The sequence below is a fragment of the Paenibacillus sp. AN1007 genome (assembly GCF_040702995.1).
Taxonomy (GTDB): Bacteria; Bacillota; Bacilli; order Paenibacillales; family Paenibacillaceae; genus Paenibacillus.
In genome coordinates, this window is the sequence record NZ_CP159992.1 from 1,707,274 (window position 1) to 1,730,279 (window position 23,006).

General features: G+C 48.9%; 19 protein-coding genes, 1 pseudogene and 1 other annotated feature (1 of these 21 running past the window's edge). Of the genes and pseudogenes, 19 read left to right on the forward strand and 1 reads right to left on the reverse strand.

All coding sequences use genetic code 11. From position 1 onward, the window contains the following. Position 1: 1 nt before the first annotated feature. The 19 genes and pseudogenes from ribE (ABXS70_RS07775) (at position 2) to ABXS70_RS07865 (ending at position 21,042) form a co-directional block, all read left to right on the forward strand. Positions 2-670: a riboflavin synthase gene (gene ribE / locus ABXS70_RS07775; RefSeq protein ID WP_342551748.1), complete on the forward strand. Its 669-nt coding sequence runs from the start codon at positions 2-4 to the stop codon at positions 668-670. A gap of 40 nt (positions 671-710) precedes the next feature. Continuing rightward, positions 711-1,955 carry a bifunctional 3,4-dihydroxy-2-butanone-4-phosphate synthase/GTP cyclohydrolase II gene (locus ABXS70_RS07780; protein WP_366295121.1) on the forward strand — a complete coding sequence of 415 codons (1,245 nt, stop codon included), beginning with the start codon at positions 711-713 and terminating at the stop codon, positions 1,953-1,955. A 95-nt stretch (positions 1,956-2,050) separates the two neighbouring features. Continuing rightward, the gene (gene ribE, locus ABXS70_RS07785) at positions 2,051-2,518 is read left to right on the forward strand and encodes a 6,7-dimethyl-8-ribityllumazine synthase (RefSeq protein ID WP_342551746.1); all 468 of its coding nucleotides are present in this window, start codon (positions 2,051-2,053) and stop codon (positions 2,516-2,518) included. A 103-nt stretch (positions 2,519-2,621) separates the two neighbouring features. Next, positions 2,622-3,422 (forward strand): segregation/condensation protein A, encoded by an 801-nt coding sequence (locus ABXS70_RS07790; RefSeq protein WP_342551745.1) that lies wholly within the window; start codon positions 2,622-2,624, stop codon positions 3,420-3,422. Continuing rightward, positions 3,391-4,089: an SMC-Scp complex subunit ScpB gene (gene scpB, locus ABXS70_RS07795; RefSeq protein ID WP_366295126.1), complete on the forward strand. Its 699-nt coding sequence runs from the start codon at positions 3,391-3,393 to the stop codon at positions 4,087-4,089. Before ABXS70_RS07790 ends, scpB begins: the two co-directional genes overlap by 32 nt. 219 nt (positions 4,090-4,308) lie before the next feature. Beyond that, positions 4,309-5,058: a DUF2953 domain-containing protein gene (locus ABXS70_RS07800; protein WP_342551743.1), complete on the forward strand. Its 750-nt coding sequence runs from the start codon at positions 4,309-4,311 to the stop codon at positions 5,056-5,058. Between the two features lie 184 nt (positions 5,059-5,242). Beyond that, positions 5,243-5,716, forward strand: coding sequence for a GerW family sporulation protein (gene ytfJ / locus ABXS70_RS07805; RefSeq protein WP_366295129.1), 474 nt, complete (start codon positions 5,243-5,245; stop codon positions 5,714-5,716). A gap of 178 nt (positions 5,717-5,894) precedes the next feature. Further along, positions 5,895-7,040, forward strand: a complete 1,146-nt coding sequence (locus ABXS70_RS07810) for a D-alanyl-D-alanine carboxypeptidase family protein (protein ID WP_366296566.1) — start codon at positions 5,895-5,897, stop codon at positions 7,038-7,040. A gap of 50 nt (positions 7,041-7,090) precedes the next feature. Continuing rightward, a complete protein-coding gene (locus tag ABXS70_RS07815) occupies positions 7,091-7,717 on the forward strand; it encodes a nucleoside recognition domain-containing protein (protein ID WP_342551741.1) in 627 nt (208 codons plus the stop codon). 6 nt (positions 7,718-7,723) lie between these two features. Next, positions 7,724-8,257: a spore maturation protein gene (locus ABXS70_RS07820; protein WP_342551740.1), complete on the forward strand. Its 534-nt coding sequence runs from the start codon at positions 7,724-7,726 to the stop codon at positions 8,255-8,257. A 63-nt stretch (positions 8,258-8,320) separates the two neighbouring features. After that, entirely contained in the window at positions 8,321-9,139 is an 819-nt protein-coding gene (locus ABXS70_RS07825) for a serine protease (RefSeq protein ID WP_342551739.1), read from the forward strand. A 222-nt stretch (positions 9,140-9,361) separates the two neighbouring features. After that, positions 9,362-10,111 (forward strand): pseudouridine synthase, encoded by a 750-nt coding sequence (locus ABXS70_RS07830; RefSeq protein ID WP_342551738.1) that lies wholly within the window; start codon positions 9,362-9,364, stop codon positions 10,109-10,111. A gap of 363 nt (positions 10,112-10,474) precedes the next feature. Next, positions 10,475-11,002, forward strand: coding sequence for a redoxin family protein (locus ABXS70_RS07835; RefSeq protein WP_342551737.1), 528 nt, complete (start codon positions 10,475-10,477; stop codon positions 11,000-11,002). A 14-nt stretch (positions 11,003-11,016) separates the two neighbouring features. Further along, positions 11,017-12,690 carry a cytochrome c biogenesis protein ResB gene (locus ABXS70_RS07840; protein WP_366295135.1) on the forward strand — a complete coding sequence of 558 codons (1,674 nt, stop codon included), beginning with the start codon at positions 11,017-11,019 and terminating at the stop codon, positions 12,688-12,690. Continuing rightward, positions 12,687-13,949, forward strand: a complete 1,263-nt coding sequence (gene ccsA / locus ABXS70_RS07845) for a cytochrome c biogenesis protein CcsA (RefSeq protein WP_342551735.1) — start codon at positions 12,687-12,689, stop codon at positions 13,947-13,949. Before ABXS70_RS07840 ends, ccsA begins: the two co-directional genes overlap by 4 nt. A 140-nt stretch (positions 13,950-14,089) precedes the next feature. Continuing rightward, on the forward strand, positions 14,090-14,806 hold the full coding sequence (locus tag ABXS70_RS07850) for a response regulator transcription factor (protein ID WP_110894386.1): 717 nt from the start codon (positions 14,090-14,092) through the stop codon (positions 14,804-14,806). Beyond that, the gene (locus ABXS70_RS07855; protein ID WP_342551734.1) at positions 14,775-16,259 is read left to right on the forward strand and encodes an ATP-binding protein; all 1,485 of its coding nucleotides are present in this window, start codon (positions 14,775-14,777) and stop codon (positions 16,257-16,259) included. Before ABXS70_RS07850 ends, ABXS70_RS07855 begins: the two co-directional genes overlap by 32 nt. A 195-nt stretch (positions 16,260-16,454) precedes the next feature. Continuing rightward, positions 16,455-16,886: pseudogene (locus ABXS70_RS07860) on the forward strand (collagen-like repeat preface domain-containing protein); the annotation flags it as partial. A 3,976-nt stretch (positions 16,887-20,862) separates the two neighbouring features. Then, a complete protein-coding gene (locus tag ABXS70_RS07865) occupies positions 20,863-21,042 on the forward strand; it encodes a hypothetical protein (RefSeq protein WP_366296568.1) in 180 nt (59 codons plus the stop codon). A 74-nt stretch (positions 21,043-21,116) separates the two neighbouring features. Here the strand turns inward: ABXS70_RS07865 and serA are convergent, their stop codons facing one another. Beyond that, positions 21,117-22,712, reverse strand: a complete 1,596-nt coding sequence (gene serA, locus ABXS70_RS07870; protein WP_342551732.1) for a phosphoglycerate dehydrogenase — start codon at positions 22,710-22,712, stop codon at positions 21,117-21,119. A 202-nt stretch (positions 22,713-22,914) separates the two neighbouring features. Beyond that, positions 22,915-23,006 (reverse strand) — a binding site (T-box leader) (it continues 139 nt past the right edge of the window).

Genomic DNA, 23,006 nt, shown 5'->3' on the forward strand with positions numbered 1-23,006 from the left:
TATGTTTACGGGTTTGGTGGAAGAAGTGGGTCAGATCCGGCGCATTGGCCGTAAAGGTGAAGCCCTGGTGCTGAACATCAGTGCTGCAGTCATTATGGACGATTTAAAGATTGGTGACAGTGTGGCGGTTAACGGAGTATGTCTAACGGCAACAACGCTGGAGGCTGGCGGGTTTACAGCAGATGTCATGCCCGAAACGTACCGTCATACGAATCTCAGTCAACTTCAATCCGGCAGTAAGGTGAATCTGGAACGAGCAATGCTGTCCGGGGGGCGATTCGGCGGTCATATTGTTCAGGGACATGTGGATGGGACTGGCGTAATAGGGAGCATCACACGAGATCAGAATGCGGTTGTATTTGAAATCAAACCGGATGACAGTGAGCTGTTCAAGTTTCTGATTCCGAAAGGATCTGTAACGCTGGACGGCATCAGCCTGACGGTTGTAGAGACAACGCAGCGTTCATTCACTGTTTCGATTATCCCTCATACCATTGGTGAGACCGTACTGAACATTAAAAAGACGGGAGATACCGTCAATATTGAATGTGACATTTTAGGGAAATACGTCGATCACCTGCTGCAGTATGGCAGAGGTCATGCGGAAACGAATACAAGCAAACCGCGAAGCATCAGTGAGGAATTTCTTTCGAATCACGGTTTTGCCTGACCAATGAGTGTACAAAAAACGAAAAACAGGAGGTGCGCCAATGTCAGAACAATCGGAACCATCCGTCTTGGATTCAATTGAAGAAGCCATCTACGATCTGATGAGAGGTAAACCAGTTATCGTAGTTGATGATGAGGACCGGGAGAACGAGGGCGATTTTATCGCTTTGGCGGAGAAGGCCTCACCTGAGGTGATCAATTTCATGATTACCGAAGGCCGAGGACTGGTGTGTGTACCGATTACGCAGCAGCGTGCAGACGAACTGAATCTGAAACCGATGGTGCAGCAAAATACAGATTTCCATGGGACTGCGTTCACCGTCTCGGTAGACCATATGGAGACAACGACGGGGATCTCGGCTCATGAGCGTTCAATTACGGTCAAAGGTTTGATTGATCCCAATGCCAAGAGCAGCGATTTCCGCAAGCCGGGTCACATGTTCCCGCTGATTGCCAAAGATGGAGGCGTGCTCCGCCGTGCCGGTCATACCGAAGCTGCCGTTGACCTTGCAATCATGTGCGGATCATATCCAGCAGGCGTGATCTGCGAAGTGATCAAGGAAGACGGTACGATGGCGAGACTTCCGGATCTGCAGGAGATTGCGCGTAAGCACGATCTGAAATTGATCAGCATACAGGACATGATTCGTTACCGGAATGAGAAGGAACAGCTGGTGCAGCGTGAAGTGTCCGTGCGTATGCCGACGGATTTCGGCGAATTTCAGGCGGTGGCATACACAAATGCAGTAGACAACAAAGAACATGTGGCGCTGGTGAAAGGCGAAATTGACGGTTCCAAACCCGTACTTGTACGTGTTCACTCGGAGTGTCTGACGGGAGATGTGTTCCATTCTCATCGCTGTGACTGCGGTCCACAATTTGATGCGGCTCTAAAACAGATTCATGAAGAAGGCAATGGTGTGCTGCTTTATATGAGACAGGAAGGCCGGGGAATCGGTCTGATCAACAAACTCAAAGCATACAAGCTCCAAGAGGAAGGTCTGGACACAGTGGATGCCAATCTGAAGCTTGGGTTTGCTGCCGATCTGCGGGATTACGGTATCGGCGCGCAGATTCTGAAGGATCTCGGCGTTCGGCAGATTCGTTTGTTAACGAATAATCCGCGTAAGATTAAAGGGTTGGAAGGATATGGGCTTGAAGTCGTGGAGCGTGTGCCGATTCAGATGAAGGAGAACGAGGACAACACGGCTTATCTTCATACGAAGCAGGCAAAATTGGGACACATGCTTAAGTTTGATGACATCGAGCAGAACGAACAGCAATAACGAATAAACGTAGTTTACCAATATGTAAATATTACAAAATGAACAGGGTAATTCAGTACCCATGAACCTATTATATCAACAGGGAGATGACGATAATGCCTAACTATTTTGAAGGACATTTGGTATCAGAAGGATTAAAATATGGCGTAGTTGTTGGACGTTTTAACGAATTTATTACCAGCAAACTGCTCAGCGGGGCACTGGATGCTTTCAAACGTCACGGCGTGCAGGACAATGAAGTCGATGTAGCCTGGGTGCCGGGTGCATTCGAAATTCCGCTCATCGCGCAGAAAATGGCCGAAAGCGGCAAATATGATGCGGTCATCACACTCGGAACGGTCATTCGCGGCTCCACGACGCATTATGATTATGTCTGCAACGAGATGGCGAAAGGGGTAGCAGCGATTAACCTGAAAACAGGCGTGCCTACCATCTTTGGACTCGTTACTACAGAGAACATTGAACAGGCGATTGAGCGTGCTGGAACGAAGGCAGGCAACAAAGGTTGGGATGCTGCATCAGCTGCTATCGAAATGGCGAACTTGACGAAACAGCTAAAATAGTGCTTATTTAATAGTAGTGCCCTGCTTTGCGCAGACGAAATCGGGAGACCGGGTTCGAACGGCTGGCAGGGTTTTTTATTTTTCTGGCGGGAGGATTCGTCTAGTGACGGTAGTTACATACAAACTGGAGACTTTTGAAGGGCCTTTGGATCTGCTGCTTCATCTGATTGACAAGGCTGAGATCGACATCCAGGATATTCCCATCAGCGATATTACCGATCAATATATGGCGTATCTGCATTCCATGCAGGAGCTGGAACTGGATATTACAAGTGAATTTCTGGTGATGGCAGCAACGCTGCTGTCCATCAAGAGCAAACTTTTACTGCCTAAACCACCGGTAATCGAGGACTTCGAGGATTATGGTTATATGGAAGAAGAAGATTATGATCCGCGTGCCGAACTGATAGCACGTCTTATCGAATATCGCAAATATAAAGGAATTGCGCGGCATCTCCATGAACGGGAATGGGAGAGAAGCCTTATTTTTTCCAAAGAACCCGAGGATTTGCGCCCTTATATGCCTGTAGAGGAGCAGTCGAACCCGGTGCAGGGTCTGCATACTTCTGATCTCATCGCGGCGTTTCAGAAAGCACTGCGCAAGGCTGAGAAGCGCACAACAGTTACCCGGATCAAAAGGGACGAAATCTCGGTCAAGGACCGTATACGTGAAGTTGTCGGTGCCTTGGAGCGGGTAGGACCTGGAGGGCGATTATTATTTTCCAAGCTTATGGATGATCAGATTTATCGGCATGAGATCGTAGTGACGTTTCTCGCGGTACTGGAGCTGATGAAGATGAAGCAAATTGTTTGTTATCAGGAGCGGTTGTTTGAGGATATCGTTATGGAGTGGAGAGGGGAAACAACGAATCATGGATTTTCCGAAATTGAAGTCGATTATTGAGGGCCTGCTGTTTTTGTCCGGAGAAGAAGGCCTGAGTGTCAAACAGATTGCCGAGATTGTCGACCAGCGGGTGGAACTGGTCACGGATGCCATCGAGGAGATGATCACTGATTTCTCCCGGCAGGGGCGTGGTGTACAGATTCTGAAGATAGCAGGTGTCGTGCAGCTTGGCACGCTGCCAGAACATGCATCGTATTTTGAGAAGCTTGCCTATTCTCCTGCACGCACGTCGTTATCTCAAGCGGCATTGGAGACTTTGGCGATTGTAGCTTACCGTCAGCCCATTACACGTGTGGAAATTGAGGAGATTCGTGGTGTGAAATCTGAGCGCGCTATCCATACACTCGTGAACAAGGATCTCATTGTTGAAGTGGGTAGAGCGGAGGCGATCGGACGTCCAATCTTGTACGGAACGACAAAGTCATTCCTCGATTATTTCGGACTGGCCTCGATCAAGGACCTTCCGGAACCGGGGTTGTTTGAAGACTCCGAAAATTTGGAGGAAGAAACGCAGCTGTTATTCAACAAGCTGGATATACAGCAGACGAACTTTGGAGATCAAGGCGGGCAGCATGAGCTTGGATACGAAGATAATGCCGGGTCTCTAGAACAAGATCGTGCGGCAGATTCGCAGGATGATTCTTCGAATTCATCCTCATCCTCCTAATTAACGTTGATTAGTAAGAACATAGAGGGACGAAGTGGATATAAATCTGCTTTGTCCCTTTATTTTTTGTATATTATTTGCAAAGTGGATTGATCAAGCATCATACCCGTCAAGTGATGTTCGGCAAAAAATGGTGAATTTCAATGCAAACGTGAATTTTTTCCAGTGAAAAATGCCATACTATGCATGAAAAGAATTGAGGGCTTGGAGGTAAGGCCTGTGTGGATCTGGCTTGGAGGAATCGGTTTGTTCATCGCACTGCTGATTGCCGCAGTCCTCATCTCAAATGTTCATGTGCATGTTCTGTTTCGCAAACATAAGAGCGATGACTATGCGAATATTCATGTTCGGCTGCTGTATGGTCTCGTGCGGATGAACTACGAGATTCCGAGCATTGTTTTCCGGAATATGAGAGAGGGCTTCCTGCTTAGAACAGAACAGTCCATGAATCATTCCAGAGGAGAAGTGCTCGGGAGTCAGCAGGTGAACAAACGAAAAGTAAAAGGCTGGGCCAAGGATGTCAAAGTTATGCTTAAAGCGACGGAGGCCCTTAAAATTTGGGTCAGGCAGACACTCAAACGGGTGTATATTACGAATCTGTTCTGGTCTACGGCGGTTGGGGTGGGAGATGCTGCATATACGGCCATGCTGTCAGGCTGGTTGTGGAGCGTCAAATCAATGATTGTTGGTTTCTTGACTTATCAGATGCGCTTCAAAACAGTGCCTGATCTTGAAGTTCTTCCTGTGTGGTCGGAAGAAATGGAATTCAGGACGGAACTGGATTTTAAACTTCGGATTCGCATGATGGCGATTTTGGCTGCAGGGATGAGACTTCTTACACGAGTGCTGCAGGTTGAGGGCGGGTGGCGCATGTGGTTTAAGCTTCTTCAACAGCAGCGCCGTAAACATAAGGAAAAAAAGAAACGGAAGCACATCGTGGATAAAGATTCTCATACATCCGAAACGTAGCTTGCAAATTGATTGAACAGGTTGTAAAAGAATCATTCTGTTATATCGGGTTCCCTGCATTACATAACTCCCGCAAGTTTGGGGATGATATGGTTAGATCAAAAAACCTATAAGTTGAACTAATTGTTTGCACCCATTTTTAGTTTAGCTTGTATAGTTTACATTGAAACTGGAGGGAATACAGATGTCAGATCATCCAATTCAAGGCTTAATGGAAACTGCTATGGAAAATATCAAGGCCATGGTGGATGTCAATACAATCGTTGGTGATGCTGTAGAGACACCGGATGGTACCGTTATTTTGCCAATTAGTAAAGTCGGATTCGGCTTTGCAGCAGGCGGCAGTGATTTCAACGTGAGTGATGGAAAAGGCAGCAGCACATCAAGTGCGACAGAGCATGCTCATTCCGCGAAGGTCGCTTCACCATTTGGCGGCGGCAGCGGCGGTGGTGTATCCATTCGCCCGATCGCTTTCTTAGTCGTAGGCAAACAGGGGGTACACATCGTGCCGCTGGATAATTCGACGCACTTGTTCGAGAAATTGATTGATTCTACGCCTTATGTACTCGATCGTATTCAGGAGATGTTCCGTCATCGTAATCATGGAACAACGGAACATGATGTTCGAGTGGAAACGGATCATACCACGTATAGTTGAGCCGCAATCTTAAATCCCTCCGGCACTGCGGTGCATGAGGGGTTTTTGCTGTTTTTACCTGTGCGGGACATACTCCAGGTTGTCCGAACATAGGATAGTACAAGATTCCAAGCGACCCGGAGGAATGTGGATGCGAAAAAAAATCATGAAGGTTATTGTAGGTGTGCTTATGCCAGTAATGCTGTTTTCTTCATTAATGGGCCCACCGTCGGTTCAAGCAGCGGTTACCGGACCATCTACTCATGCGCAAAGTGCGTCCCTCATCGATGTGACTTCAGGACGGATTTTGTACAGTAAGGATGGGGACAAGGAGCTGCGCATTGCAAGTTTGACCAAGATTATGACAGCCATCGTTGCGATTGAAGAAGGCAGGTTAGATGAGAAAGTCAAGGTGACGTCCTCCGCTTTTGCCAAAGAGGGATCTTCACTGTATCTCAAACTGGGTGAGGAAATGACGCTTGAGAATATGTTATATGGTCTTATGCTTCGTTCAGGGAACGATGCGGCTTCAGCGATCGCTGAGCATATCGGCGGATCGGAAGAAGGTTTTGTACTGCTTATGAACAGAAAGGCAGAGCAGATCGGTTTGACGCATTCCCATTTTATGAACCCTCACGGACTTGATGCAGAAGGTCATTACTCCACAGCGAATGATTTAGCGAAGTTAACAGCGTATGCACTCCATAACCCGGTGTTCAAACGCATCGTTGCAACAGAAAACAAATCAGCTCCAAATCCCAATGAAAGCTGGGAATATTCCTGGCATAACAAAAACAAAATGCTTCGTTTGTACGAGGGTGCTGACGGTGTGAAAACGGGTTACACCAAAAAAGCATTCAGATGTTTGGTTAGTTCGGCTACACGAGATGGACAGCAATTGGCGGCAGTGACGCTTAATGATGGGGATGACTGGAATGACCATGCAAGGATGCTGGATTTTGGCTTTGAACATTTTCCGCTGGTCGAGATTGCAGAGCAGGAACAGCCCGTGCAGAACATGGAACTTGTAACCGGGCGTGGTTTTAAATACCCGCTCGCCAAGGGGGAAGAGGAATCTTTAACCAAAAAGCTGATTCTGCTCGACAATCGTGCACAGGGGACTACAGCTGAGGAAGAACAGTCAACTGATCCTACATTTGGCTTGGCGGGTCGGGTCGATATGCATCTTAAAGGCGAATTTATTGGCTCCATACCGGTGTATCGTAAAGGAAGTTACATTCCACCCGAGCCGAAAATTGAAGATGATGCACTGGGCGGCATCGGAGATTCTGTAACATGGATTTCGGCATGGAAAGCTGTGCTAAGCCGACTGTTATCACCTTGACCAAATGTAGTGCAGCTGGGGCTTGCTGTCTAAGAGGAGGGATGGTTCCAATGATTAATCTGATTTGGCTGATGATGATCTTGATCGGGTTTGCTTTTGCAGCAGTAAACGGGAAAATTGAAATCGTCACCCAAGCAGCATTCGATGGTGCGGCTACGGGTGTTACCGTATGTTTTGGTCTGATCAGTGTGCTGGTTTTCTGGATGGGCATGATGAAAATGGCCGAAGATGCTGGTCTCCTGGGACGCATTGCCAAGCTCCTTGGACCTGCTGTACGATTTCTGTTTCCCGATGTACCGAAAGACCACCCGGCTATGGGTTACATATTGTCTAACATGAGTGCCAATTTGCTGGGACTCGGGAATGCGGCTACCCCGATGGGGATTAAAGCCATGCAGCAGCTGCAGGAACTTAACCCGGACAAACAGACAGCTTCACCAGCAATGTGCACGCTGCTTGCCCTGAATACCGCCAGTATTACAATTATCCCCACCACCTTGATTGCCATCCGCTTGAATTATCAATCTGCCAACGCCACAGAAATTGTAGGCACAACATTAATGGCTACCATTATTGCTACACTTGCGGCCATTATGGCAGACCGCTGGTATCGAAACCGAGCATTACGCAGACCGCCACGGGTATCCCATAGCGGTAATCCTGGCATGAAAGGATGAGCAGTCTTGTTAACCTTCATTAACTGGATTTCCGTCTGGGCCATCCCTGTTATTATCGCGTTCGTTCCATTATATGCGTTTACCAAAAAGGTCCCGGTCTACGAATCCTTTGTTGATGGGGCCAAGGATGGCTTCTCGACGGCTGTTAGTATTATCCCCCATCTCGTAGGTATGATGGTTGCCATCAGCGTTTTTCGTGCCTCGGGAGCGCTGGATTTTGTTATCAGTCTGTTCACTCCGCTCGTTTCCTGGATGGGTGTGCCTGGAGAAGTGCTTCCTCTCGGCATATTACGTCCGCTAACCGGTACAGGCTCGCTCGCTTTTACTACCGACCTCATTAAAACGTATGGTCCTGACTCCATGATTGGCCGGATGGCATCCACCGTTCAAGGCAGCACGGATACGACTTTATATGTTTTGACTGTATATTTTGGGGCAGTAGGCATCCGTAACGGACGGTACGCGCTCAAAGTGGGATTGTTTTCGGACGTTGTTGGCTTTATTGCCGCACTTGCTATTTGCTTGATTGTTTTTGGTTAAATGAAAGCTCCTTTCCTTCCGATATACTAGATATGCTAGAATATAAACGGAGGAGAGTGAGACATGCAGAAGAGTTGGAAACGAACGCTCCGTTTTGGGTTGGCTGGTATGCTCGCCATGACGATGCTTGCAGGTTCAACAGGATTAGCAGGTGCTCAGGCCGAACAGACGATACAATTTACCGGTTATTTTGACAAACCACTGCGCGCTCAATTGGCATTGACTGCCGATTCTTTTCCGGTAGTAAATGTACGTTTGATCAAAGCCAATGAGCCGGATCTGGTTTATTATGATGTTGGAACATCTATTTTGATATCTAAAGACGAAGTACTGACCAACTATCATGTCGTTCAGGATATTGCAGAACTGCCAGACGGAGACAAAGGAACCCTGACGGTTGCGAGCCCGGGGGCCCTCCATAAATCTGTTAAAGCTAAAATCATCAAAACCGATCCGGTAACGGATATGGCCTTGCTGAAGCTGGACAAACCCATTGACGCTGAACCTGTGAAGTTCGCCGATGCGAGGGATAATCAGGTGGTCTACACGATTGGATTTCCCAAAAATACGTCCGGAGATCTTGTGATATTGGATGATGAATTCCCTTCAACTTACAACACCATAGCTAAAAGTCGGGTATTCAGCTCTCGTGATATGGATGTTCCTGGAAAATCAGACATGGGCAGCATTGTCAAAGCGATGGCGCAGGGGAATTCTGGCGGACCTGTGCTTGATCAAAATAATCGGGTAGTCGGCATGATGACCTTTGTATATGACGGACGAACGTATTTTATTACTTCAAAAACACTGCAGGCATTTATAAAAGAAGCTTCGTCACCCGCGAAAAAGCCGATTCAGGTCGCGGGCAGGGTTTCGAACTAAAAACAAATACAGCATAAGCTGGAATGAGGAAGGTTTACCTTTGCGAGGTCTGAATGAGTTCAGACATGGTGAGGGTAAACTTTTTTGTATACCCGACTGCTGAATATCAACGCTGGAGCACATAAAATCAGCGGTAAAGCCCGCCTGTTGACAAAAACATCGGATAATCCTTGTGATTTCCCGGTTGGATGGGTATCATTAGTGTGAGGTGACATGACAAACATGGAAAGATTACAAAAAATTATCGCACAGGCAGGCATTGCATCCCGCCGCAAGAGTGAGGAACTAATCCTGTCCGGCAAAGTGGAAGTTAACGGGGAGGTCGTAACTGAACTGGGTACGAAAGCGAACCCCGAAGAGGATATGATTACAGTTAATGGAAAACCGATTCGCAGTGAGAAAAAAGTGTACTTGATGCTGAACAAACCAAAAGGTGTAATTACAAGTGCATCAGACCCGGAAGGACGGAAAATTGTATCCGATTATCTGAAGGGTGTTAAAGAGCGTGTCTATCCGGTAGGGCGTTTGGATTACGACACAGAAGGGCTCCTCATTCTGACCAATGACGGTGAATTTGCACATTTGTTGACTCACCCGAAGCATCACGTACCCAAAACCTATTTGGCAACGGTTAAAGGGGTACCTCATGGTACAGAACTGGAAAAGCTGAAAAATGGAATTATGCTGGAGGACGGCATGACTGCACCAGCTGAAGTAGAGTATAAAGATGTGGATACAGCTGCCAATGAAGCTGTGATTTCCATTACGATCTATGAGGGACGAAATCGTCAGGTAAGACGTATGTTTGAGGCAATTAACCATCCGGTAACCCGGCTGAAACGCATTTCGTTTGGAGGCATTTTGCTGCAAAACCTGAAACGTGGGCTGACTCGTAACCTAAGTAAAGAGGAAGTTAACAATCTAATTACACTCGCAAAATCCGAACCCGCCAAAAAAATGAAAAAAAGGTAATGTGAGGACACATAATTTTCATAAAACCGCCGCAGTTTTGTGACGAAATTCGCTATAATTGTTCATAGGATGTTCACAGTTATCTATGACAAGAGTCTATATAGGTGGAACAATTCTTTTACACGTTAACGGAGAGGACAGAAAAAACCTGGAAAAGCGAAGCGCTCGCCTAAAAGCTTTCTGAAAGAAAGCTGCATCGAAAGCATACGCTTATCACCGGATTTTCCCCTTTGGAAAAGGGGATTCAAAAAATCTGGGGATAACAGCGATTGTAAGGTTATTCTGTCATTGGAGTGGGCTGTGTAAAATCTTTAGTTCAATTTATATAGCAAATGAAATCGTCACTTCAAAGGGGAGCAGCACATGGGAAAATCAAGAAGAACGGTGCAAATCGTTATTTTGTGCTTGATCCTGGTGTTGGGTGGATATGCGATTACAACATCGGTATCCGGCTCGAATGGCAAACCGAAAGAAGGGGGACAGGCCCCTTCTTTTGAACTGCTGGGCCTGGATGGTCAAGTTCATACGTCTGATGAGTATCAAGGGAAAGCGATGGTGATCAATTTCTGGGGCACATGGTGTGAGCCATGTGTAAAAGAGATGCCCGCACTTCAGGCGCAGGCTGACAAATGGAAGGACAAAGGTGTCCAATTTGTTGGAATTAACGTTGGAGAAGATCAAATGACTGTAGAGAATTTCATAAGGCAGGTAGGTGTAACCTTCCCAATTATGCTGGATCGAGAAAAGAACTCGGTCCGTGACTATGGAATCTCACCGATGCCAACAACGTTTTTCGTATCAGAAACGGGTAAAATCTCTACGATTCACGTCGGACAGTTGGATTTGGACACACTTGACGCTCAAATCTCGCAACTGGCGAAGCAGCCCTGACAGGAGGTCTATTCGTGTTCCAAAATACGAAATGTGAGTGCGGTCATCAGAATCCCGTAGGGACGGTATTATGTGAGGCTTGTGGTAAACCGCTGCTGGAAGCGGAAGCTCAATCCAATGAAGTGCTGGAGATGCGTTATGATGGCATGGCACGGCGTTCACAGCGCAGCAATCCAAATGTTATTGATCGCATATGGAACTTTTTTTCATCCGTAAAAATCGCTGTTTATATGATTGTTATCACGCTGGTTGGTTCCATGCTGGGCACGATTTACCCGCAGGAGAGTACATTTCTGAATATGGATCCTTCGGTTTATTACAAAGAGACTTATGGTCAGCTAGGCCATATATATTATCTCCTGGGCCTATCCCATACATATGAATCCTGGTGGTTTATTCTGCTGCTGGTGATGATTGGAGCTTCGCTTGTAATCTGCAGTCTGGATCGTGTACTGCCGCTGTACAAAGCTCTTAACAAACAGCGTATACGGAAACATCTGCAGTTTCTGACAAGGCAGCGTCTCGTATATCAAGGTTCGGTTGAAGAGGCACCGGAAGAATGGATTAAGAAAGCGGTTACGCCGTTGCGTAAAAAAGGATATCGTGTTCACACTCAGGGGGATGCACTGCTTGCCGAAAAACAGCGATTCAGCCGCTGGGGGCCATATGTGATTCATATCGGACTTATTATTTTCCTACTGGCTGTACTTGCACGAGGGCTTCCGGGTTTGAATCTGGATGAGCATGTTGCTTTTCCTGAAGGCGAAATTAAAAAGATTCCCAATACTTCGATGTATCTGAAAAATGAGAAGTTCAGTGTGGAATTCTATAGTGAAGACGAAGTGCCCGAGCAGTTCAAAAATGTAAACAAAACGGTTCCCAAATTATTTGAAACAAAGGTCGTTCTGTATGAATGTACGGCAGATTGCTCCGATCTCTCCAAAAAACCTCAGCTTACTGAGGTTGCAAGACATGATGTTCGGGTGAATCATCCCCTTAATTATCAAGGGCTGAAGGCATACCAGTTTGATTATGATCTTACGCCGACGATACGCTCTGTTACACCGGACCTAGTCAATGCGAAGACCGGGGAAGTATATGGGGCTTTGAAGATTGATATGATGGACACACAGCGCACCTTTGAAGCAGGCCCTTATAAACTGACTGTTAAAGAAAAATTCATGGACTTTGCGCTGGACGATAAAGGAGAGCCAAAATCGAAATCACCTTCGCCCAATGCACCTGCATTTCTCTTTCATATCGAAGGACCGGATCTGCCGGACAAGGGAATTCAATACTTGTATTTTGCCAAACAAATCGACAAGCAGCGTTTTCAGCAGGATGCAATTAATCGTCAGCTTGTAGGTGGAGATCTCCCTTTGCAGCTGGAAGTTGACAGTATGGACAAAGTAGACCTTATTCAATCCGTAAGCTACCTGAATATACGCGTGGACAAAGCGATGCCTTTTGTATGGGTAGGCGCTGGTATTGTCATGCTGGGTCTTGTCATGGGCTTTTATTGGCATCATCGCCGCATTTGGATTCGATTTGACGATCAACGAATTACGCTCGGCGGGCATACCAACAAAAACTGGTTTGGTTTCAGACGGGAAGCTGCCGGTATTTTGAAACAGATGAATCTGGAAGTAGATGAGAAGTCGTTGGATAACGGGGGGAACCAAGCATGAATATACTTGATTTCAGCAGCGATGCATTTATCGTATCTTTTTTTCTGTATTGTGCTGCGTTTTTGCTGTATGCCGTTGCCGTCATGGGCAAGAAATGGAGCAATCGTGATCCGCTAGATCACATGAATCGTTGGGGTAAACGTGCATTTATCGCATCTACAGTTGCTTTAACTGCCCATCTGGTATTCTTTGGTACCCGATGGATAGGTGCAGGGCATATTCCGGTAAGTAATATGTACGAATTCATGTCCTTTTTATCCATGATGATTATGGTTGCATTTATCGTGGTGTATGCAATTTACCGCAAGTCTCTGCTGGGACTGTTTGCACTTCCGCTGACGATTATTATTATGGCTTATGCGGCTGTATTTCCTCAGGAAGTTCAACCATTGATTCCGGCACTGCAGTCCATCTGGCTGAAAATTCATGTTACGCTGGCTGCATTAGGCGAAGCGTTTTTCGCTGTAGGTTTTGCAGCGGGATTTATGTATCTGCTTCGAACGGTTGATTTTAGCGGCAAAGACAAGTCTTCTCGCCGTCAGCGCGGATGGGTGGAGTTCACGCTCATTACGATTGTTGTCGTTATTGCATTTATTGGAACAGTGTTTGCTTTCCGCGCAGCAGGATATGAGGCTGTATTTGCGCAGACAACAGTCACCATTGACACAAAGGGAGAGGAAAATAGTACAATAGAGAAAGTGATTTATCGCATGCCTCCTATTTTTGCTCCATATAATAGTGAAGTGGAGAGCATGAAACCGTTTCTAGGGATGAAAGAGCCTTTGCTTGAAACACCTTCCTGGATGAACGGAGTTAATGCAGGACGTAAGCTGAATACAGTGATTTGGTCTGTTATTGCGGGTCTGATTTTATACGGACTTATCCGTCTAATTGTACGCAGACCGCTTGGACAAGCGCTGCAGCCGATGATGAACGGAATAGATGCGGATGATCTCGATGAAATCAGTTATCGGGCCATTGCGATTGGTTTCCCGATTTTCACTCTGGGGGCCTTGATCTTTGCGATGATTTGGGCACAGATTGCCTGGAGCCGCTTCTGGGGATGGGACCCCAAAGAAGTGTGGGCACTGATAACATGGCTTTATTATAGTGTGTATCTGCACTTACGTTTATCCAAAGGATGGCAGGGGCAGAAATCTGCCTGGCTCGCTGTGCTTGGGTTCCTCGTAGTCATGTTTACTTTGGTTGGCGTAAATCTGATTATTGCAGGATTGCATTCCTATGCTGGAGCAGACTAGGAGAGTCCTTTAAACTTAGCGGACAAACTACGGTAAATTCATGAAGTACCCTTTTATCCAAAACAGGGTATTCAAATATTGTTCGCGAGATCGAACATAATAGAAGTGTTGAGCAGTTATTGTAAAGGGGCTGGAGTGGCATGTCAGAACATGAGAATCGTATACTGGTCGTGGATGATGAGGAAAGAATCCGCAGACTTTTGAAAATGTATCTTGAAAAAGAGGGTTATGAGATTGATGAAGCCGAAGACGGCGAAACCGCACTCCGTAAAGCAACAGCAGGAGATTACGGACTGATTTTACTGGATGTTATGCTGCCGGGTATGGATGGGGTTGAAGTGTGTACGCGGCTTCGCCAGGTGAAATCTACCCCTGTATTAATGCTGACTGCAAAAGGGGAAGAAATTAATCGCGTGCAGGGCTTCGAGGTAGGAGCGGATGATTACGTAGTGAAACCATTTAGTCCGCGTGAGGTGATTTACCGGGTGAAGGCTATTTTGCGACGTTCGTCGGCAACGGCATACCTTTCCAAGGAAAGCAACTCAAGCAACAACATTGTATTCCCGCATCTGGTCATTGAACATGATGCTCACCGGGTGACGGCAGGCGGCGAAGAGATCAGTCTGACGCCGAAAGAATACGAGCTGCTGCATTACCTTGCAACATCGCCTGACAAAGTTTTCTCCAGAGAAGAGCTGCTTAAGGATGTATGGAACTATGAATTTTTCGGTGATCTTCGTACCGTAGATACCCATGTGAAGCGTCTTCGTGAGAAGCTGAACAAAGTATCTCCTGAATCGGCAGCGATGATAACAACCGTGTGGGGTGTCGGTTATAAACTGGAAGTACCGAAATAATTTCGCGTTCTGGAGATCTCTGGTTGGAAAATTATGGATTACGATCATCTGCCTTGTAGGATGTGTACTTATAGCGCTGGGTCTTTTTCTGCTGCCCTATATTGACACCAACTTTGCTGAGTCTGAATCCAGAGATATCAAGCGGCTGTTCACATATATCTGTATAGTTGGATTCAGTCTAACAACGTTTTTTGCATTATTTTTGTTCACCAAAATTACGCAGCCTATGCAGCAATTAATTCAGGCGGCGAATGCTATTCGCAAGGGAAATTACGACACAAGGCTTTCTCTTCGTACAAATGACGAAATTGGTGAGCTCGCCAATACGTTTAATCACATGGCTGTGCAGCTCGAAGACACGATTCGAAATTTGAATCATGAAAAGGAACATCTGGCAAGTGTGCTGCGAAGCATGACGGATGCGGTGATTACGTTCGATGGTGAGGGCAAAGTAATTCTGACCAATCCGCCTGGTGAGAAAATAATGCAGGCCTGGTACGCCCTTGATTGGGCTCAGGAAGATGAAGGTCTGGATGGCTATCCTTCCGTGAATCCGTCCCGGGATGTCCCGGAGCCGCTTGTTCCCTTATTTAAACTCGTGATGGAGCAGGGAGGAGATCGGAACTCCAACGTTCATGTACAGCAAGGGGTGTGGTCTGTGCAGATGGCCCCTTTGTATGCGGATAGTGTGGTACGAGGCGCAGTTGCTGTGTTAAGAGATGTTACCGAAGAAGTGAAAATGGAAAAGATGCGCCGTGACTTTGTCGCTAATGTATCTCATGAGATTCGTACACCTTTATCAATGATGCAGGGATATAGTGAAGCCTTACTTGACGGGATGGCAGCATCACCGGAAGAGAGTGAAGAACTGATCCAAGTCATCCATGATGAATCGCTGCGGATGGGCAGGCTGGTGAAGGATTTACTTGACCTCGCTCGAATGGATGCGGGACATACCGATATGAACATGAAGGAAGTTGAACTCGGTGAGCTTCTGGAACGTATTTATCGGAAATTCATGGTGCGTTCGAAGGAGCAGGGACTTCAGCTTCACTTGGAATGCAAACAGCAGGTCATCTCCCTGCAGCAGGCAGACGAGGACAGGCTGGAGCAGGTATTTACGAATTTGCTGGATAATGCGTTCAGGCATACCCCTGCTGGTAAAAGTGTGAAGATTACGGCTGAACTTGTCACTCACCTGCGCGCGCCTTTTGCCAAAGTAAGTATAAAGGATGAAGGTGTGGGGATTCCCACATCGGACGTGCCTTTTATTTTTGAACGTTTCTATAAAGCGGACAAAGCTCGAGTGCGGGGAGAAAGCGTGGGAACAGGACTTGGCCTTGCTATCGTAAAAAACATCGTAGATGCGCATCAAGGAACGATTCATGTGAATAGTGTCCTTGGTGAAGGAACGGAGTTTATTTTGCAATTTCCCGTAGATTCTTCGAAATAGGTTGATTTTAAACAAAAAATGCGTAAAACACCCTTCTGATGGAGGGTGTTTTTTGTTGAAGTATTCCGTTTAATCTTGTTCAACGTGGAACAAGATTTTATCCTTTTTTATTGCGTAAAAAAATGTCCAAGATAATTTTTGTTCACCTCCTTCATAAGCTTGAAAATAAGATGTCAAAGGAGGATTGAGCTGAGCATGTCCGATGGACGAAAAAGAGTGAATATTAAAGCCTTTCTGGAAGGAAGAGCATTTCGAGCGGGATCGCCGTTTATTTCGATAACTGCCAGTGAGCTGGAACAGTATGAGTCTATTCTTCGTTCTCTAGCCGTGACCATTCCTGCTGCAATAAGTCAGCCTGCTGCAGCGAATATACTTGCGTTACAGAATAGTTTACGCCAGCTGCTTACGTTTGTGAATCAGTCAGAGTTACGTGCCGGAGTAAAGGCCGAGCTTCAAGCTGTATTGGAACTGACGATTGCTTCTTCTGAAGTCATACCCGTGGCTGTAATTAATCTTGCAGGGAACCTGCAAAATCTGTTGGATGATTTGTTAAGCGTTACACTTCTATTGGAAGTTCCGCCAGCAGTGAAGGATCGTCTGGTCGGATTAGTTCGTTCCATATCGATTTCGTTAAGCAGAGCTACGACAACCTTGGGAACTGGAGGTATTCCGGGGCCAGCGGGTCCTCCAGGTGTTCCTGGGGTCCCAGGTGTTCCAGGCGTTCCTGGCGAAAGAGGCGCAGCAGGCCCTACAGGTTCAGTGGGGCCTGTAGGACCTGTAGGACCTGTTGGACCGCAAGGAGCACAGGGGCCAGCAGGCTCTCCGGGCGTAGGGTTAAACAATATTACAACCTTTGATCCTTCGACCGGACCTACTTACGCTCAGGGCCAGGTGGTCAGCTATGATGGCAGTCTCTATGTGGCCAATGTGAATGGTCCAGTGGGTGCACCAGGTATTTCACCAGACTATACGCTTTTACTTGCTGCAGGTCCTGCAGGGGCGACAGGTGCGACAGGCGTCGGATTATCCGGAGCTATCGCTTTTGATCCGACTCAAGCAACGGGATATCCTGCTGGTCAAGTCGTTTATTATAATGGCAGTACCTACATTACCAGTGCAGCGAGTCCCACGGGTATACCGGGCACATCTTCAGATTACACGCTGATCGCTGCAGGGGGGGCCACTGGCGCCACCGGAGTTGGGTTGACTGGTGCTGTAACATTCGATCCTGCTCAGGCACCAACTTACGCTGCCGGTCAAGTGGTAACATACAACGGCAGCACGTACATTACCAATGCGGCTTCACCTGCAGGTGTGCCGGGAAGTTCGCCAGACTATACGTTAATTGCTGGTGCTGGACCAACTGGGGCAGCAGGCGCGACGGGAGTAACCGGTGCGACCGGCGCAGGATTGACGGGAATTGCGGCCTTTGATCCAGCTGTGGCACCAACGTACCCGGTACGGCAGGTGGTCACGTTTGGCGGCAGCACGTATATCACGAATACAGGCTCGCCAACGGGAACGCCGGGGACGTCACCGGATTACACTCTATTGGCGAGTGCAGGGACGACAGGCGCCACCGGTGCGACGGGTGCAGGGGTCACTGGAGCAACCGGGGCAACGGGACTGGTTGGGGGAACCGGGGAAACAGGTGCAACGGGTGCGACAGGAACCGCAGGCATTACCGGAGCCACGGGCGAGGGGACCACGGGGGCAACAGGAGTAACCGGAGCGACCGGAGCAGGATTGACGGGGAGTGTTGCCTTTGATCCGGCTGTCGTGCCAACGTATCCGGTAGGTCAGGTGGTTACGTTTGAAGGCAGCACGTATATCACGAACACGGCTCCACCAACGGGAACGCCGGGAACGTCTCCCGACTATATTCTATTGGCAAGTGCAGGGACGACAGGCGCCACCGGTGCGACGGGTGCAGGGGTCACTGGAGCAACCGGGGCAACGGGACTGATTGGGGGAACCGGGGAAACAGGTGCAACGGGTGCGACAGGAACCGCAGGAGTGACCGGAGCCACGGGCGAGGGGACCACAGGTGCTACCGGCGCTACCGGCGCAACGGGAGCAGGCTTGACGGGGAGCGTTGCCTTTGATCCGGCTGTCGCGCCAACGTATCCGGTAGGTCAGGTGGTTACGTTTGAAGGCAGCACGTATATCACGAACACGGCTCCACCAACGGGAACGCCGGGAACGTCTCCCGACTATATTCTATTGGCAAGTGCAGGGACGACAGGCGCCACCGGTGCGACGGGTGCAGGGGTCACTGGAGCAACCGGGGCAACGGGACTGATTGGGGGAACCGGGGAAACAGGTGCAACGGGTGCGACAGGAACCGCAGGAGTGACCGGAGCCACGGGCGAGGGGACCACAGGTGCTACCGGCGCTACCGGCGCAACGGGAGCAGGCTTGACGGGGAGCGTTGCCTTTGATCCGGCTGTCGCACCAACGTACCCGGTAGGTCAGGTGGTTACGTTTGAAGGCAGCACGTATATCATGAACACAGCCCCACCAACGGGAACGCCGGGAACGTCTCCCGACTATACTCTATTGGCGAGTGCAGGGGCGACAGGCGCCACCGGTGCGACGGGTGCAGGAGTTACTGGAGCAACCGGGGCAACGGGACTGATTGGGGGAACCGGGGAAACAGGTGCAACGGGTGCGACAGGAACCGCAGGAGTGACCGGAGCCACGGGTGAGGGGACCACAGGTGCTACCGGCGCTACCGGCGCAACGGGAGCAGGCTTGACGGGGAGCGTTGCCTTTGATCCGGCTGTCGCACCAACGTACCCGGTAGGTCAGGTGGTTACGTTTGAAGGCAGCACGTATATCACGAACACAGCCCCACCAACGGGAACGCCGGGAACGTCTCCCGACTATACTCTATTGGCGAGTGCAGGGGCGACAGGCGCCACCGGTGCGACGGGTGCAGGAGTTACTGGAGCAACCGGGGCAACGGGACTGATTGGGGGAACTGGAGAAACAGGAGCAACGGGTGCCACCGGTGCAGGCTTGACGGGGAGCGTTGCCTTTGATCCGGCAGTCGCGCCAACGTATCCGGTAGGTCAGGTCGTCACGTTTGACGGCAGCACATATATCACGAACACAGCTCCACCAACGGGAACGCCGGGGACGTCACCGGATTACACTCTATTGGCGAGTGCAGGAACGACAGGTGCAACGGGTGCGACAGGAACCGCAGGGATTAACGGAGCCACGGGCGAGGGAACCACAGGAGCAACAGGAGTAACCGGCGCGACCGGAGCAGGCTTGACGGGGAGCGTTGCCTTTGATCCGGCTGTCGCGCCAACGTATCCGGTAGGTCAGGTTGTCACGTTTGACGGCAGCACATATATTACGAACACGGCTCCACCAACGGGAACGCCGGGGACGTCACCGGATTACACATTATTGGCGAGTGCAGGGGTTACTGGAGCAACCGGGGCAACGGGACTGGTTGGGGGAACTGGGGAAACAGGAGCAACAGGTGCGACCGGTGCGACCGGTGCAGGATTGACGGGGAGCGTTGCCTTTGATCCGGCAGTCGCCCCAACGTATCCGGTAGGTCAGGTCGTCACATTTGACGGCAGCACGTATATCACAAACACGGCTCCACCAACGGGAACGCCGGGGACGTCAGCGGATTACACATTATTGGCGAGTGTGGGGGCGACAGGCGCCACCGGTGCGACTGGTGCAGGGGTTACTGGAGCAACCGGGGCAGGATTGACGGGCATCACGGCTTTTGATCCGGCTGTTGCACCGACGTACCCGGTAGGTCAGGTGGTTACGTTTGGAGGCAGCACGTATATCACGAACACAGCCCCACCAACGGGAACACCGGGAACATCAGCGGACTATACTCTTTTAGCGAGTGCAGGAGCAGTGGGAGAAACGGGTGCAACTGGAGCAACAGGTACGGCAGGGGTTACAGGAGTCACTGGCGAAGGCATAACGGGCCCAACAGGGGTGACTGGAGCCACGGGCATAACGGGAGTAACCGGTGCAAGCATCACAGGGGCAACCGGGGAGACGGGTGTAACGGGTGCAACCGGAACGGCAGGAATTACGGGGGCAACTGGCGAAGGCATAACGGGCCCAACAGGAGTAACTGGAGCCACGGGCGTAACAGGAGTAACCGGTGCGACCGGTGCAAGTATCACAGGGGCAACCGGGGAGACGGGTGTAACGGGTGCAACCGGAACGGCAGGAATTACGGGGGCAACTGGCGAAGGCATAACGGGCCCAACAGGAGTGGCTGGAGCTACGGGCGTAACAGGAGTAACTGGTGCGACCGGTGCAAGTATCACAGGAGCCACAGGAGCGACCGGTGTAACCGGGGATACCGGCGCAACCGGTGCAACAGGTACGTCCGTAACAGCTGCATCAGCGTTTGCAGAAAATACGAGCGGTACGATCCTGGTTCTTTTGGGCGGCACATTGATTACGCTGCCGAACAATCAAAACATCGGAACAGGTATTACAGTTAATGGAACTAGCGATACGTTTACCTTGGCGAATACAGGACGATACTTTATTTCGTACAAAATTAGTTTAACCGCTGCGGCTTTGATACAGTCCCGAGTACTGCTCAATGGTGCAGTTGATTCCAGCAAGTGTTGTCTCGCCTGCGCTATCCTTGAGCCAGCTGCAGACCGAATTTATCATTCCGGTTACTGCTGGTTCGACCATTCAACTTCAACTTTTCGGCCTTGTGGCCACGGCTGTGCTTTCGCCACCAGGTGCAACGTTAACAATCATTCAATTGAGTTAATTGTTTCGATCTGCACGCAGCAAAAAGACGGGAACATCATCGTTCCCGTCTTTTTGTCTGAAATAAACTGATGCTTAGCCCAGTACAATCTCAACCGCTGTATTCAGTTCAGGCAGTGCTGTAAGCTGAACCAGTACATCTTTTGGTACTTCTTTATCGACGGTCAGAATCATGATTGCTGCACCGCCGATAATTTTACGCCCCACCTGCATGGATGCAATGTTTACATCATTTTGTCCAAGAAGCGTACCTACGCGCCCAATGATACCTGGCTTATCGTTGTGAGAGATCAAAATTTGGTGACTTTCCGGTGCGATATCTACCGGGAATTTGTCGAGGCGAACGATACGCTCGCCGTAACCTGCAAGAAGTGTACCCGCAACGCGGCGCTCTTCCCCTTCTTGGGTAGTTATCAACGTTACAGTAATCAGGTTAGTAAATCCTTTAGTAGCAGAGGTTTGGCTTACAACGACATTCAAGTCACGAATTTTGGCCAGATGCATGGAATTGACGATGTTGGCTTCGCCCCCCAGATGTCTCGCCAGAATGCCTTTCACAATGTAACGAGTCAGCGGAGAAGTATCTACCTCTGACAAATCCCCTGCGTAGTCAATACGGATCTCTTGTACAGCATTTTGAGTAATTTGTGCTGCGAAACTTCCCAGCGTCTCACCAAGCTTGAAGTAAGGCTGAAGTTTGTTCATAACGGTTGGTGCAACCGCGGGCATGTTTACGGCATTTTTGAACGGTTCATTGCGAAGAATATGAAGAACCTGTTCAGATACGTCAATGGCTACATTTTCTTGAGCTTCAACTGTCGATGCGCCTAAGTGAGGTGTAACAATAATGCTTGGGTGATTCAGGAATGGATGGTCTGCTGCAGGCGGCTCACTTTCGAATACATCGAATGCAGCGCCAGCAACGATACCTTCATCAATCGCTTCAACAAGTGCCATCTCGTCAATGACACCGCCGCGTGCGCAGTTAATGATGCGCATACCTTTTTTCATCACTTCAAATTGCGGACGCGAAATCATATGGCGTGTTTCCGGAGTCAGCGGCGTATGCACTGTCATAAAATCGGCATTACGGATGATATCATCAACACTGGCCAGTTTTACCTGCAGTTTCTCAGCACGCTCCTCAGTGAGGAACGGATCGAAGGCTAGAATGTCCATCCCGAATGCTTTGGCACGTTTAGCAACTTCGCTTCCGATTCTCCCCATACCGAGTACGCCCAGTGTTTTATTTCTCAATTCCACACCCAGGAAGGTTTTTCGATCCCACGTACCTTGAACGGTTTTGGCGTAAGCCTGAGGAATGTGTCGTGCCAATGCCATCATCATGGCAAAGGTGTGCTCACATGTCGTAATTGTATTGCCGTCAGGTGCATTAATTACAATAATACCGCGTTGTGTAGCGGGTTCCAGTTCAATATTATCAACGCCAACACCTGCGCGTCCAATGACTTTAAGTTTGGTTCCAGCCGTCATAATGCGTTCAGTAACACGTGTCTGGCTGCGAACAAGAAGGGCATCATAATCACCGATAATGGCAGTAAGCTCATCTTCACTAAGTCCGGTTTTCTTCTCGACTACGACATCACTTGCATCCACCAGCTGCTGAATTCCCAAATCACTGATTGGGTCCGATACTAACACTTTGTACATGGTTTCTTCCTCCTTAGGTTTGTATATCTATATTTCGTCAAGGTTTCGTCTCCAGATGGAGACATTCCTTAAAACCGATGATTCTTCCCTCCAACAACGCGGTGTCGTGGCAGAGGAGGAGGGTAAACGAACAGGGTGATTCCACAGGATTCTTTTATCAAAAATAATCAAAAAAACTCTCAATCCACATACTGCTTGCGCAATAAGGGACGAGAGTTGTCGTGGTACCACCCTAATTCACCGCCGTTTCGCAACGACAGTCTTAGCGGTCAATGAAGACCGAAGAGGATAACG

What these genes read in the sequence shown, in the direction of transcription:
- scpB (WP_366295126.1), top strand. Translation starts at nt 3,391, where the DNA reads ATGGATTTTCCGAAATTGAAGTCGATTATTGAGGGCCTGCTGTTTTTG.
- ABXS70_RS07810 (WP_366296566.1), top strand. Translation starts at nt 5,895, where the DNA reads ATGCTGTTTTCTTCATTAATGGGCCCACCGTCGGTTCAAGCAGCGGTT.
- ABXS70_RS07825 (WP_342551739.1), top strand. Translation starts at nt 8,321, where the DNA reads ATGCAGAAGAGTTGGAAACGAACGCTCCGTTTTGGGTTGGCTGGTATG.
- ABXS70_RS07830 (WP_342551738.1), top strand. Translation starts at nt 9,362, where the DNA reads ATGGAAAGATTACAAAAAATTATCGCACAGGCAGGCATTGCATCCCGC.
- ytfJ (WP_366295129.1), top strand. Translation starts at nt 5,243, where the DNA reads ATGTCAGATCATCCAATTCAAGGCTTAATGGAAACTGCTATGGAAAAT.
- ribE (WP_342551746.1), top strand. Translation starts at nt 2,051, where the DNA reads ATGCCTAACTATTTTGAAGGACATTTGGTATCAGAAGGATTAAAATAT.
- ABXS70_RS07815 (WP_342551741.1), top strand. Translation starts at nt 7,091, where the DNA reads ATGATTAATCTGATTTGGCTGATGATGATCTTGATCGGGTTTGCTTTT.
- ribE (WP_342551748.1), top strand. Translation starts at nt 2, where the DNA reads ATGTTTACGGGTTTGGTGGAAGAAGTGGGTCAGATCCGGCGCATTGGC.
- ABXS70_RS07835 (WP_342551737.1), top strand. Translation starts at nt 10,475, where the DNA reads ATGGGAAAATCAAGAAGAACGGTGCAAATCGTTATTTTGTGCTTGATC.
- ccsA (WP_342551735.1), top strand. Translation starts at nt 12,687, where the DNA reads ATGAATATACTTGATTTCAGCAGCGATGCATTTATCGTATCTTTTTTT.
- ABXS70_RS07865 (WP_366296568.1), top strand. Translation starts at nt 20,863, where the DNA reads ATGGTGCAGTTGATTCCAGCAAGTGTTGTCTCGCCTGCGCTATCCTTG.
- serA (WP_342551732.1), bottom strand. Translation starts at nt 22,712, where the DNA reads ATGTACAAAGTGTTAGTATCGGACCCAATCAGTGATTTGGGAATTCAG.
- ABXS70_RS07780 (WP_366295121.1), top strand. Translation starts at nt 711, where the DNA reads ATGTCAGAACAATCGGAACCATCCGTCTTGGATTCAATTGAAGAAGCC.
- ABXS70_RS07850 (WP_110894386.1), top strand. Translation starts at nt 14,090, where the DNA reads ATGTCAGAACATGAGAATCGTATACTGGTCGTGGATGATGAGGAAAGA.